General features: G+C 45.6%; 13 protein-coding genes, 2 tRNA genes and 1 pseudogene. 11 read left to right on the top strand and 5 right to left on the bottom strand.

All coding sequences use genetic code 11. The features are described 5' to 3' along the window. The first annotated feature begins 70 nt into the window (after nucleotides 1-70). The 4 genes from ACAM39_RS10555 to ACAM39_RS10540 all read left to right on the top strand — a co-directional run bounded on the left by ACAM39_RS10555 (nucleotide 71) and on the right by ACAM39_RS10540 (nucleotide 3,363). Nucleotides 71-1,057 carry a homoserine kinase gene (locus ACAM39_RS10555; protein ID WP_369627648.1) on the top strand — a complete coding sequence of 329 codons (987 nt, stop codon included), beginning with the start codon at nucleotides 71-73 and terminating at the stop codon, nucleotides 1,055-1,057. Between the two features lie 235 nt (nucleotides 1,058-1,292). Continuing rightward, nucleotides 1,293-1,556, top strand: a complete 264-nt coding sequence (locus ACAM39_RS10550) for a hypothetical protein (protein WP_369627647.1) — start codon at nucleotides 1,293-1,295, stop codon at nucleotides 1,554-1,556. Between the two features lie 18 nt (nucleotides 1,557-1,574). Then, nucleotides 1,575-2,459: a class II glutamine amidotransferase gene (locus tag ACAM39_RS10545; RefSeq protein ID WP_369627646.1), complete on the top strand. Its 885-nt coding sequence runs from the start codon at nucleotides 1,575-1,577 to the stop codon at nucleotides 2,457-2,459. A gap of 1 nt (nucleotide 2,460) precedes the next feature. Further along, on the top strand, nucleotides 2,461-3,363 hold the full coding sequence (locus ACAM39_RS10540) for a histone deacetylase family protein (RefSeq protein WP_369627645.1): 903 nt from the start codon (nucleotides 2,461-2,463) through the stop codon (nucleotides 3,361-3,363). A gap of 107 nt (nucleotides 3,364-3,470) precedes the next feature. Here ACAM39_RS10540 and ACAM39_RS10535 read toward each other — a convergent pair whose 3' ends face one another. The 5 genes and pseudogenes from ACAM39_RS10535 to ACAM39_RS10515 all read right to left on the bottom strand — a co-directional run bounded on the left by ACAM39_RS10535 (nucleotide 3,471) and on the right by ACAM39_RS10515 (nucleotide 6,277). Continuing rightward, the gene (locus ACAM39_RS10535; RefSeq protein WP_369627644.1) at nucleotides 3,471-4,613 is read right to left on the bottom strand and encodes an aminotransferase class V-fold PLP-dependent enzyme; all 1,143 of its coding nucleotides are present in this window, start codon (nucleotides 4,611-4,613) and stop codon (nucleotides 3,471-3,473) included. 131 nt (nucleotides 4,614-4,744) lie between these two features. Further along, nucleotides 4,745-4,906 (bottom strand): annotated as a pseudogene (locus ACAM39_RS10530) (SEC-C metal-binding domain-containing protein); the annotation flags it as partial. Nucleotides 4,907-4,972: 66 nt separating this feature from the next. Further along, on the bottom strand, nucleotides 4,973-5,692 hold the full coding sequence (locus ACAM39_RS10525) for a metal-dependent hydrolase (RefSeq protein ID WP_062333526.1): 720 nt from the start codon (nucleotides 5,690-5,692) through the stop codon (nucleotides 4,973-4,975). 398 nt (nucleotides 5,693-6,090) lie between these two features. Beyond that, nucleotides 6,091-6,166: transfer RNA gene (locus tag ACAM39_RS10520), tRNA-Glu, on the bottom strand. 35 nt (nucleotides 6,167-6,201) lie between these two features. Further along, nucleotides 6,202-6,277: transfer RNA gene (locus ACAM39_RS10515), tRNA-Ala, on the bottom strand. 204 nt (nucleotides 6,278-6,481) lie between these two features. On the opposite strand from ACAM39_RS10515, the gene ACAM39_RS10510 reads away from it, so the two are divergent. The 7 genes from ACAM39_RS10510 to glmU all read left to right on the top strand — a co-directional run bounded on the left by ACAM39_RS10510 (nucleotide 6,482) and on the right by glmU (nucleotide 13,039). Further along, nucleotides 6,482-7,108, top strand: a complete 627-nt coding sequence (locus tag ACAM39_RS10510; RefSeq protein ID WP_100269401.1) for a DedA family protein — start codon at nucleotides 6,482-6,484, stop codon at nucleotides 7,106-7,108. 173 nt (nucleotides 7,109-7,281) lie between these two features. Further along, nucleotides 7,282-8,778, top strand: a complete 1,497-nt coding sequence (gltX, locus tag ACAM39_RS10505) for a glutamate--tRNA ligase (RefSeq protein ID WP_369627643.1) — start codon at nucleotides 7,282-7,284, stop codon at nucleotides 8,776-8,778. Nucleotides 8,779-8,936: 158 nt separating this feature from the next. Next, a complete protein-coding gene (ribH, locus tag ACAM39_RS10500; protein ID WP_007115135.1) occupies nucleotides 8,937-9,452 on the top strand; it encodes a 6,7-dimethyl-8-ribityllumazine synthase in 516 nt (171 codons plus the stop codon). A 9-nt stretch (nucleotides 9,453-9,461) separates the two neighbouring features. Then, nucleotides 9,462-10,022 carry a transcription antitermination factor NusB gene (gene nusB, locus ACAM39_RS10495; protein ID WP_369627642.1) on the top strand — a complete coding sequence of 187 codons (561 nt, stop codon included), beginning with the start codon at nucleotides 9,462-9,464 and terminating at the stop codon, nucleotides 10,020-10,022. Between the two features lie 54 nt (nucleotides 10,023-10,076). Continuing rightward, complete coding sequence (thiL, locus tag ACAM39_RS10490; protein ID WP_369627641.1) at nucleotides 10,077-11,042, top strand: thiamine-phosphate kinase; 966 nt, start codon at nucleotides 10,077-10,079, stop codon at nucleotides 11,040-11,042. A 14-nt stretch (nucleotides 11,043-11,056) separates the two neighbouring features. Beyond that, nucleotides 11,057-11,635 carry a phosphatidylglycerophosphatase A family protein gene (locus ACAM39_RS10485; protein WP_062333543.1) on the top strand — a complete coding sequence of 193 codons (579 nt, stop codon included), beginning with the start codon at nucleotides 11,057-11,059 and terminating at the stop codon, nucleotides 11,633-11,635. A gap of 45 nt (nucleotides 11,636-11,680) precedes the next feature. Further along, nucleotides 11,681-13,039: a bifunctional UDP-N-acetylglucosamine diphosphorylase/glucosamine-1-phosphate N-acetyltransferase GlmU gene (gene glmU, locus ACAM39_RS10480; RefSeq protein WP_369627640.1), complete on the top strand. Its 1,359-nt coding sequence runs from the start codon at nucleotides 11,681-11,683 to the stop codon at nucleotides 13,037-13,039. The last annotated feature ends 4 nt before the right edge of the window (nucleotides 13,040-13,043 follow it).

Raw genomic sequence — 13,043 nt, 5'->3', positions numbered from 1 at the left:
CCGTAAGTTTATCAAATTTACTTTGCCATTACCGCAGTTTTATCGGTGTGCTGCGCTTCAAGGATGCCTTATGTCTGTATATACCCAGTTGACTGACCAACAATTTAGTGATTTTTGCCAACAATTTGGCGTGGATTTTGCCAAAGCCATACCTATCACACAGGGTATCAAAAACAGTAATTGGTTTATTGAAACAACCACGGACAAAGCCGGCGAGCCGTCTTATGTATTTACCTTGTTTGAAGAACGCAAACCGCATGAAATTCAAAAAATGGCGATTATCCTAAACCGCCTAAAAGACCAGCTACCCGTAGCCGCCCCGCTAGCCGCCAAAAACGGCGAGTTTTTGCTGTATTTTGACAACAAAGCCATTGTGGTGTCACCAAAACTCTCGGGCGGTCACCCGAAAGCAATCACGCCTGATATGTGCCGTCAAATGGGCGAGGCTTTAGCCGTTCTTCACCAAACCTTGCAAACCTTGACCCCTGCACAAAACTATGGCGTTGAGTTATATCCTTGGCATTTGGTGCGTGACCGTGAAACCAAGTTTATGCCAAGCGATGAAGCCAAACTGATGAATGATATTTGGCAAGCCTACGAAACGGTAGCAAGCAAAAATTTGCCAACAGGCTTATGTCATCTGGACATGTTTGCCGATAACACGCTGTGGGATTTTAGTGATGAAACTCAGCCAACACTCACAGGTTTGCTTGATTTTACCGAAGTCAGTGTTGAGCATTTTGTGATGGATGTGGCGATTACCATTAATGATTTTTGCACCACTTGGGGTAACGCCAATGATGGCGAAGCGGTGAATTTTGATGACGCCAAGATGCAAGCGTTTTTACAAGGGTACGAGAGTAAACGCGCTTTGAGCGATGATGAGAAAAAGGCATTGCCGATTATGCTTGCCATGGCGGGCGTGACGTTTTGGCTGCTGCGTTTGAATGTGATTTATTATAACCGTCAGCAAGGTCGTACGGGCGATAATATTATGGTGAAAAATCCTGATTTGATGAAACGCCTAGCCAGCTTTCATTGGGGGAAGGTTAAATAAGGCATTGCGGTGTTTTTTTCGCATGGCATAATTTACCAAATCGTCAATAGGCACATTAATAAAACAAATAAATTGGTAAAACAAATAGATTGGTAAAAAAAGGACAAAAGAGAGCCCCGATTACGTTTATCCTAAAAAGAATAACGCAGGGTTGGGGGTGTATTACCTCTAATTGTTATACTATCTTCACAGTCAAACCCATGTTTACAGGACATATGCTTACAGGACAATAGAGATGAACGATAGCAATCACTGGCAAAAACTTGCCCAATACCCGACCAACTTATTGGCAGAAACCCACGCCATCTATTTACAAAACAACGGCATCAACGTACAGACTCAACTCGTTGATTTGATGGGATTAAACACAGGCGGTGTGCTATGGGTTGCCCCTGAAGATGTTGAGCAAGCCAGAGCTTTGCTCGATAATATCGATGACACCTCGCAACTAGCGGATGACGACTTGGTAGACCATAACGACTCAGCAAAATTGCAGTAGAAAGGAACCCTAATCACCATGTGCCAACTTCTGGGTATGAATTGCAACACACCCACTGATATTCATTTTAGCTTTGCCGGGTTTCGTCAGCGGGGCGGGCAGACCGATATCCATACCGATGGGTTTGGTATTGTGTTTTTTGAAAAAAATCCCGACCCATCACAGGGTAATCGTAAAGCTGGAGTACGTCAATTTCACGATGACAAGCCCAGTTTCTGCTCACCGGTGGCGGATTTAGTCAATAGTTATCCGATCAAGGCAATGAATGTGATTAGCCATATTCGCAAAGCCACGCAAGGCACAAATTGCTTGGCTAATACCCACCCATTTGTCCGTGAGGTATGGGGCGAGGAATGGGCGTTTGCGCATAATGGGCAGCTGCAGATGGATTTTATGGACCAGCTCAGCCCTGTGCCCACCCACTATCAGCCCGTAGGTACAACCGATTCGGAGATGGCGTTTTGTTATCTGCTCAATCGCCTCAAATCACAGTTTAGTGAGCCGCCCAGTTATGAGGTGTTATTCCAGTTTTTGACCAAGATTTGTCGTGAGTTATCGGTGCTGGGCTTGTTTAATTGTCTCATTAGCAATGGTGATTGGCAGCTAGCCTATGCAGGGAGTTTGCTATTTTTTATCACCCGTAAAGCGCCATTTGGTGAGGCGAAACTCGCTGACAGTGAGTTGGCGATTGATTTTAGTGAAGTGACCTCGCAGACCGATAAAGTGACCTTGATTACCACCATTCCTTTGACTTACAACGAACACTGGCAACAGCTGTATGTGGATGAATGTTTGATGTTTCGGGATGGTGATATTTTATTTAAAGATACCCCTAATAATCCGATCCGCTTAACGATTGAAGAAGGCATTGCCATCGCCCGCAAAGTGGGGGCGAGCTTATAATATGATAAAAGTCGCTTATTCTGATATTTTTAAATATGACGTTCCTGAGCGTCACCGTTTCCCTATGCAAAAATATCCGATGATTGCGGCGCGGTTATTGGCGGAGGGTACATTCAACCCAGCCAATTTTTTTACCCCGCAGCGATTGAGCGAAGACGAAATTCTCACCACACATACACAAAGGTACTGGCAGCATCTAAAACAGCAAACATTGCCCGCCAAGGACGCGCGTGCCATCGGCTTTGAGATGACGCCAAGGCTCGTTGAGCGGGAACGTGTGATTGCCCACGGCACTTATGAATGTGCGCTATTCGCCAAACAATTCGGTGTCGCGCTCAATATCGCAGGCGGTACCCACCATGCGTTTGCCGATCATGGCGAAGGGTTTTGCGTGTTTAACGATGTGGCGGTGGCGAGTAATTTATTGTTGGCACGTGGACAGGCGACCCAGATTCTGACCGTGGATTTGGATGTGCATCAAGGCAACGGTACAGCGCATTTGATGGCAAATGAACCCCGAGTATTTACCTTTAGCATGCATGGCGCAAAAAACTATCCGTTTCGCAAGCAAGCATCCGATTTGGATATTGATTTGCCAAACGAGACAGGCGATGAGGCGTATTTAGCCATATTAATGGATACACTGCCCAGACTTATTGCAAAAGTGAAACCCGATATGCTGTTTTACCAGTCCGCTGTGGATGTGCTCGCCACCGATAAGCTCGGTAAACTTGCGCTCACCCGTGACGGCTGTGCCAAGCGTGATGCGTTTGTATTTAGCCAAGCCAAAGCCCATGGGATCCCAGTGGCGGTGGTGATGGGTGGCGGTTACTCAGAAAACATCGACGATGTGGTGGAAGCCCATTGCAATACCTTTCGCACGGCAAAAAGGCTGTATGAGTGAGTGTTAAGAGATAAAAAAAGCCCTGTTTCCCAGAGCTTTTAAATTTACAGAGCTTTTAAAATAAACCGTTGTTCTGCTAATCAATGCGCTAACACGTACGTTGATAATTAGGCTAATACTTTCTCAAGCGCTTGCTTAAAACGGCTGACTGTACCGTCGACATCCGTTAGTTTATCTAACCCAAATAGCCCCAAACGGAATGTTTTAAAGCTGTCGGGTTCGCCAACTTTCAGTGGCACGCCGCCTGCAATTTGTAAGCCTTGGGCTGCAAATGCTGCACCTTTGTGCATATCATCACGGTCAGTGTAGACCACAATCACACCGGGCGCTTGGTAGCCTTCAGCTGCGACGCTGATAATATCATGTTGATTGAGGACAGTGAGTACTTTTTGACCCAATTCAAATTGGGCACTTTTGAGTTTATCAAGTCCAATCGCTTCGGCTTCTTTGACGGTATCGCGGAATTTGGTCAGCCCATCGGTTGGCATCGTCGCATGATACATGTGACCGCCATTTTCATAAGCGCGCATGATAGTGAGCCACTGTTTGAGATCGAGCCCAAAACTGGTCGATTCGGTGGCTTCCACTTTGGCAACGGCTTGTTCATTCATCATCACTAGCCCCGCACATGGCGTGCTTGACCAGCCTTTTTGTGGCGCAGAGATGAGCACGTCAATGCCCAACGCTTTCATATCAAGCCACACGCAGCCTGAGGCGATACAGTCGATAACCAGTAAACCACCGACGCTATGCACCGCATCGGCAAGTTGTTTGATGTAGTCATCAGGCAGCATCAAGCCTGCCGCGGTTTCGACATGGGGGGCAAATACTACCGCAGGTTTTTTGGATTGAATCTCAGCGACAGCCGCCTCGATTGCCACTGGCTCAAACTGCTGTTGTTGCACAATTGAATCGCTGTTGTCACCGATGTGTGCAGTCAGGACAGTCACGTCATCCGTAATACGACCTTTTTCAATGATTTGCGTCCAGCGAAAACTAAAAAAGCCGTTGCGGATGATAAGCACCGTTTGGTCAGTGGCAAGCTGGCGCGCAACCGCTTCCATACCGTAACTCCCTGTACCGGGCACGATTGCCACCGCATCGGCGTTATACACGTTTTTTAAACTTGTGGACAAATCATTCATCACGGTTTGGAATTTTTTGGACATGTGATTGAGCGAGCGGTCGGTGTAGACCACAGAGTATTCTAATAAACCGTCTGGATCAATATCTTGGCGTAGCGCTGGCATGGGACTCTCCTTTAATATCGTTGTCGTTATCGCAAAATCGCAAATAAAATTAGTCTAGCAAAAAAGCCCTTTTAAAAAACAAAAAAATTGTAGAGCGGTTGTTAAAGTTTTTGTTATCAATGGCGCAGCGATTAATGCAAAAACTGTCCACAGCAGCGTTTGTATTTCTCACCACTGCCACAGGGGCAAGGCTGCTTTTGGGTGACAGGCATGACCACTGTCGGATCCAAAAAATACCAACGGCTGGTGCCATGGGTGGGAATATTCACAAAGGTGGATAGCTCATGATGGACGCCTTTGCTGTCTAAAACCGCTAAGTCCAAACCCGCTGCATGAGGCAAGGTGACATATGTATCATGTTAATGAATGTTCGGTAGGTTGATGGCGGTAGGCAAGATATTTTTCTTTAAAATAAGCCAACTAATCGGGTCTTGTAGCGTCTGCCAAAATAGTTTAAACGGCGGGGCAAACACAATCAGGGCAGCCAACACGGCATATAAGCCCAAATACCAGCCTACTTGATCGAATTTAAACACTTTAAACGCAGTACCAAAAGATTTTTTGACACTCAGCCCTAACAGATTGACGCTAAACATCTCATCTAACAGCAGATGAACAATGGCGCCAAACATCAAAAACAGCCCCAAAAACCAACTGATAACAGCGCCTTGCTTAAACCCATAAAAGCTGGCGTACACGAGGGTCATCGCCATAATCCCCAAATAGGGAATCGAGTGCACGATACCGCGATGCACCGTCAATTTGCTATATAAATTAAACACACCGTAGCGCATCAGCAAATAAGAGGCTAACCACAATCCTGCCAATGCCACCAACGAAAACTGCCCGACACACAAGATAACAATAAAAAATGCCGTCAGCAGCGATACGACATTAAATCCTACGGTCGCGGGTACCGAGTGGTCCAAATCAATATCGGGCAGCAAGCCACCAATGGTACCAGCCACCACACACATCAAATATTCAGGCGCGGTCAGCATCCCTGCCTTATAAATCACCAAGCCAGTGACGCCACTTGCGACAAAAGCGACGCTTATGTGGGTGTTAAAATTTGCCATAGTGTTCGCCCAGTTTCCCAATAGCTTAAAATCAGCGAGTCAAAACTCAAGTGGTAAAATCCCGAGTGGTAAAATTTAGTGGCTTAAATCAAGTAGCTAGAATCAAGTAGCTAGAATCAAGTAGCTTAAAGCAGATAGCCAAAAATTATTTATCACATACGCAATTGCGCGCTCAATTATATGCTAATTTTGATGACAAAGCGTCAACTGAGCGCAAGGAAAATTGATTTTGTGGGGTAGGGCATACGGCATAGAGAAAAGCAAAACATTGTAAGCTATGTAACCTATTTAACCTAGGATGTGGCAAGGCAACACTACACACCAAAAACGCCGACTATAGACAGATAGCAAAAACAAAAAAGCCATCGTCCGTCAGACAATGGCTTTTTTAAAATAAGTGGCGTCCCCACGGGGATTCGAACCCCGGTTACCGCCGTGAAAGGGCGATGTCCTAGGCCTCTAGACGATGGGGACGCAATCGCACGAGGTGCTCTAAGCAGACTTAATAGTGGTGGAGCTAAGCGGAGTCGAACCGCTGACCCCTTGCATGCCATGCAAGTGCTCTACCAACTGAGCTATAGCCCCATTTTTGGGAATTATTTAGACTGCTTTGCCTAAGAGTGCGCGTATTTTATTGAAAACTGATTTTGCTGTCAAGATGATTTTTGCCTAAAAACACAAAATTTTTACCCATTCTTGCTATAATGATGGCTGCTTAATGTTGCCTTCATATAACGACTGTAGATTAGTTATATTTTGTTGTTTTGTCTAAATTTATAAGGATAGCCCATGTGGTTGGTTGATTTTATTTTGCATATTGGTGACCATTTACAAGAATTGGTCAAAAATTATGGCAATTGGATTTATGCGATTTTGTTTGCCATTGTGTTTTGCGAGACGGGTCTGGTGGTGTTACCATTTTTGCCCGGGGATTCGATGTTGTTTGCGGCAGGCACCATTGCCGCAGTGGGCGATATGAATATCTTTGTGCTGATTGGTTTATTGATTGTGGCGGCAATATTGGGTGATTTTGTCAATTTTGAGATTGGCAAACACTTTGGACAAAAGTTATTTTCTAATCCCAATTCCAAGATTTTTAAGCAAAGCTATTTGCAAAAAACCCACGATTATTATGAAAAATACGGCGGACGCACCATTATTATTGCCCGTTTTATTCCCATTGTACGCACGTTTGCGCCGTTTGTAGGCGGTATGGGTAACATGAATTATGCCCAGTTTGCTCGCTATAACATCGTTGGCGCGGTATTATGGGTGGTATCTTTTACCACGCTAGGCTATTTTTTTGGTCAATTACCCTTTGTCAAAGAACATTTTTCGTGGATTATGATTGCCATTATTGTGTTTTCGGTGGTACCAATGATTGTCGAAATCATTCGCCATCGCAAGGATAAATAATTGAATTAGTGTTCAAAAATAACGCTAACTGCCAAAGTCAATCTAGCATTTAGCGTTGCCTTCCAAATTTATATTTTATCAGCCAGCTATCATCGCTAGGATTCAATTTATAAAAATTCGATAGTCGGCTATAATAGCCGCTAATTTGAAATTTTTGTAAAATTGAGAAATCCATGTCAAAAGTCCGCACCCGTATTGCCCCAAGCCCCACAGGCTTTCCCCACGTTGGCACCGCATATATCGCCCTATTTAACCTTGCCTTTGCCAAAGTGCATGGCGGTGAATTTATCCTACGCATTGAAGACACCGACCAAACGCGCTCCACCGCGCAATCTGAACAAATGATTTTGGACGCGCTGCGCTGGGTCGGTCTTGACTGGTCAGAAGGTCCAGACGTCGGCGGTCCACATGCACCGTATCGCCAAAGCGAACGCAAAGACATCTACAAACAATACGCCGAAGAACTGTTGGACAAAGGTCATGCATTCCGCTGTTTTGCCACCAGTGATGAACTCGACCAAATGCGAGCCGAACAAATGGCGCGGGGTGAAACCCCAAAATATGACGGTCGCTATGCGAACATTTCCCGTGAACAATCGGACAAGCTTGCCGCCGAAGGCAAACCATTTGTCATTCGTATGCGTGTGCCAGACGAGGGTGTATGTAAGTTTGACGATATGCTACGTGGCGAGGTCGAGATTCCTTGGTCACAAGTGGATATGCAAGTGCTACTTAAAACCGACGGTCTACCAACCTACCATTTGGCAAACGTCGTCGATGACCATTTGATGCAGATTACCCACGTCATTCGTGGCGAAGAGTGGATTAACTCTGCCCCAAAACATCAACTGTTGTATAAATATTTTGGTTGGGATATGCCAGTGCTTTGTCATATGCCACTGCTCAGAAACCCAGACAAATCCAAACTATCGAAACGCAAAAATCCAACGTCTATCACTTATTACCGTGATGCAGGTGTGTTGCCAGAAGCCTTGCTCAATTATTTGGGACGGATGGGCTACTCCATGCCAAATGAAGCCGAAAAATTCACGTTGGATGAAATGATTGCCAGTTTTGACATTAAGCGGGTGTCGCTTGGTGGTCCGATTTTTGACGTAGAAAAACTCACTTGGCTCAATGGCGAATGGTTGCGCTCACTGTCACCCGAAGCCTTAAAAACCAAAATTCTTGATTGGGCCAATGACAGCGACAAACTCACCGCCATTGCCAAAGCCATTCAGCCACGCATTAACTTGTTGTCGGATGCGGTGAATTGGTCGGGCTTTTATTTCCAAAACTTGCCAACCATTAGTGAGGTGGACTTTGTACATAAAGTGTTATCCACTGAGCAAACCGTGGAGATTCTACAACTTGCGCAATGGCAGTTAGAAACCCTGCCTGTGTGGACGGAGGAGCATATCCAAGCGGTATTGTCTGGTTTGGCAGGCGAGATGGGCATTAAATTGCGTGATTTTATGTCGCCATTTTTTATTGCCATCGCAGGTAGCAAGTCAAGCACGCCTGTGATGAATTCAATGTATTTGATTGGGGCGGATATGACATTGCAGCGCCTGCGTCATGCCATTGAGGTATTGGGCGGTGTCAGTAAGAAAAAAGCGAAAGAATTGGAAAAACGTCATAAAGCATTGCCAAGCTTTTTGACCCAATAAGCTTAATTGTTTTTTATAAAAGTCCGTCGCTATGGCGGATTTTTTATTTTAATGGCAGTAACCTAGGGTCATGCTAAATAACATGAATAAACCTAACAAAAATGGTATCATACCTAGCAAAATCAGATTCTAATTTTTACAATTTAAAGGTAATCATCATGGCAAATCTTCAAAACGAGCTCGCCCAAGTACAGCATATCAGCGGTGAATTACACACCAATGCCCACGCCAAAATCGGTATGGTGGTAGGACGTTTTAACAGCTTTGTGGTAGAAAGTTTGGTCAGCGGCGCGATTGATACCTTACTGCGTCATGGTATCGCAGGCAGCAATATTACGGTCGTGCGTGTACCGGGTGCTTGGGAAATTCCACTGGCGGTTGCTCGTATGGCACAAACCGATAAATTTGACGCTATCATCGGTTTAGGCGCGGTCATTCGTGGTAGCACGCCGCACTTTGATTTTGTCGCTGGTGAATCTGCCAAAGGTTTGGGCGCGATTGGGTTGGATTATGACGTGCCTGTTATTAATGCGATTTTGACCACAGACAGCATCGAACAAGCCATTGAGCGCTCTGGCACCAAAGCAGGTAACAAAGGCTCAGAAGCAGCCATGGTCGCGCTTGAGATGATTAACGTATTGGGTCAAATTGACGCACAAATGGCTGGTGAATAAGGTAGCGATATGACTGACAATTCAACCCACACCACACCACAGCAGGCGAGTCAAGACAACGCCGTCAATTATAAAACCAGCCTGACCGCGATTCGTAAAGCACGCCGTTTTGTGGTGCAAGGGTTATATGAGTGGCTGTTGACAGGCAACCCATCGCACGAAATCGAAGCGCATACCCGCAGTGAGAATGCCATGCACACGGTGCATTTGGGCTATTATCACGAGCTACTAAGCAAAATCATTGAGCAAAGCGATGACTTAATCGCCTATATCGACAGCCTACTTGATCGCCCTTGGACACGTCTAGATAAAGTTGAGCAAGCGGTACTGCTTGTCGGTGCCTATGAGATGAAGCAGCACTTGGAAGTGCCTTACAAAGTAGTGATTGATGAAGCGATTCAGCTCAACACCCATTTTGGCTCATCAGATGGCTATAAAATGATTCATGTGGTGATGGATAAAATCGCAAAAGACGTGCGTATGCCTGAAGTAGAGGCAGATGCCAAAAAAGCCAAAACAGAGGACGCGCCGCAGCCGCCATCTGAAACGACCACTCAAGAAGAAAAATAATACCGTAAAGGGCGTACTCGCTACGCCCTTTTATGCTCGCTACGGATGGCTAAGATGTCCGAATTTTCTTTGATTTATCAACATTTTCAACACTGTACACGCAAAAATCCTTTGACCCAAGTGGGTATTGGGGATGATTGCGCGATAAGCAGTATGCCAAGTGATTGCGAACTGGTGAGCTGTATTGATACGCTGGTTGCAGGTCGACATTTTCCCTTATCAACATCCGCTTATGCCATCGGCTATAAATCGGTCGCGGTCAATTTATCCGATTTAGCAGCGATGGGTGCGACGCCCTATGCGGTATTGCTAGGCATTAGTTTGCCCGCTAAGCTTGCACAGGATGACTGGCTCAAACCATTCGCCCAAGGCATCGCGGACATCTGCAACCGATTTGATGTCGAGCTTATCGGTGGCGATACCACCCAATCAAACACTTTAACCATCTCTGTCACTGCACTGGGCTTTGTGCCAACTGGGCAAGCTATTACCAGAGGTGGCGCAAAAGTCGGTGATATCATCTGTGTGAGCGGTGAGATTGGCTCAGCAAGTTTTGCCTTACAGCAGATTTTAAACGCTGAAAAATCTGAGCAGCACAATATCGCTTTACAACCAATCGCTTTACAGCCGGCACTCGATTTACCTGTTCCGCAAGTTGAGCTCGGGCAAAAATTACGTGGGTTTGCCCATAGCATGATTGATATTTCAGACGGGCTAGGGCAGGATTTGGGTCATATTCTAACCGCATCACAGGTGGGTGCGGTGGTTGATTTAGCCAATATTCCAACGCATCCACAATTACAAGCCTTGCCAAATACTGAAAAGTGGCAACATCAGCTCAACGGCGGTGATGATTATCAGCTGTGTTTTACTATGAGTGAGCAAAGTTTTGTCAAATTTAATCAACAGTTTTCGGATAAAATTTTTGCCATTGGCAAAATTGTCACAGAAAACGGCTTGAGGCTGACTTATAATAACCAACCAATTGAATTTTCGATTACTGGCTATCAGCATTTTTAGCCAAAGAACGCCCTATGACTCAACTGCATAAACCCGACGTCCGTAAAGCCAATGTTTGCCCGCCTTGTCCGCCAACCGCGAGCGTTTGGGAAAAGCTGATTTATTGGCTCGGTATCGGCTTAGGCTCAGGATTGCCAAAGCGCGCTGCTGGGACGTGGGGCACGGTGGGTGGGCTAGTGGTTGCCATTCCGATGTTATGGCTGGGTTTTTGGGGGTTTTTGGCAGTTACGGTGGTGGGCGCTCTAGTCGGTAGTTATATCTGCGGTAAAACGTCTGATTTGATGGGTGTACATGATGACCCGCATATCGTGTGGGATGAATGGGTCGGCATGTGGGTGTCACTCCTGCCAATTTTATGGCTGCATTTCTACGATGATGCTTTATTGCAAGGTCATCAGTTAAGCTTACTGCTACTATACTTTGCTGCATTTGTCGCGTTTCGTTTTTTTGATATTTTAAAACCTTTTCCGATTAAATGGGTGGATAAAAATGTGAGCGGCGGTTTTGGTATTTTGATTGATGACATTTTGGCGGGGCTGATGGCGGGGGTTGTGCTAATAGTCTTTGTGAGTGTGCTCGTTACTTATGTTTAACCTGTTGTATCATTAAAATTAGTTTAAAAAAAATAAGGGATTCCCATGACCAACTTAACCACCATTATCATGGCAGCGGGTAAAGGCACTCGCATGAAATCGAGCAAGCCAAAAGTACTACAACCGCTGGCAGGCAAGCCTTTGCTACATCACGTACTCGCCACTGCCAAACAATTGGGTAGCCAAAAGAATATCATTATCTATGGTTTTGAAGGTCAGCAAGTCAAAGATGCCTTTGCCGATGAACAAATTGATTGGGTCGAGCAAGCTGAGCAATTGGGCACGGGTCACGCGGTGCAAATGACTTTACCAGTGTTGCCTACGGATGGGAAAAGCTTGATTTTATCAGGGGATGTGCCACTCATTGGCGTCGATACCTTAGAGAAATTGGCAAATACAGACAGCCGTTTTGCCATGCTAACCCTAAACTTAGCCAACCCATTTGGCTTGGGTCGTATTGTGCGTGACAACAACCAAGTAATCGCCATTGTCGAAGAAAAAGATGCCAACGATGAGCAAAGAAAAATCACTGAAATCAATAGCGGTGTGTACTGTGTCGCCAATGATATTTTGCATCAATATCTCAATAACTTGACCAATAACAATGCCCAAGGCGAATATTACCTGACCGATATCGTCAAAATGGCGGTGGATGATGGCATCGAAATTGCCACCGTATCGCCGACCCATCAGTTTGAAATCGAAGGCGTGAATGACCGTCTGCAGTTGGCAAATCTAGAGCGTACTTGGCAAACGCATCAAGCCCAAGCATTGATGCAACAAGGCGTACATTTGATTGATCCAAGCCGTTTTGATTTACGCGGTTCGCTCAAAGTTGGTAGAGATGTGCAAATTGATATTAATGTCATCATTGAAGGTGACTGTGAGATAGGTGATAACGTCAAAATCGGCGCAGGTTGTATCATCAAAAACAGCAAAATCGCCAGTGGCACTGTGGTGCAACCTTACAGTTTATTTGACAATGCGGTAGTAGGCGCAGACAACCAAATCGGACCTTTTGCCCGTTTGCGCCCCGATGCAGTCACCGCCAATGACGTGCATATCGGTAACTTTGTCGAGCTTAAAAACACCCAAATGGCAGCAGGTGCCAAAGCCAATCACTTGGCATACCTAGGTGATGCCACGATTGGACAAAGGACCAATATCGGGGCAGGTACGATTACTGCCAATTATGATGGCGTCAATAAGTTTAAAACCGTGATTGGTGAAGAAGTACGTATTGGCTCAAATGCGGTACTGATTGCCCCTGTGACCATTGGTGACCGCGCCACCATTGGGGCAGGCAGTGCCATCAGTAAAGCCTGCCCTGCCGAAAAACTGTCTATCGCCCGTGGTAAACAAGTCACGATTGAGGGTTGGCAACGTCCTGAAAAAAAATCTTGATATT

The organism is Moraxella sp. K02 (assembly GCF_041154755.1).
GTDB lineage: Bacteria > Pseudomonadota > Gammaproteobacteria > Pseudomonadales > Moraxellaceae > Faucicola.
This window is presented reverse-complemented; position numbering and strand designations above follow the sequence as displayed.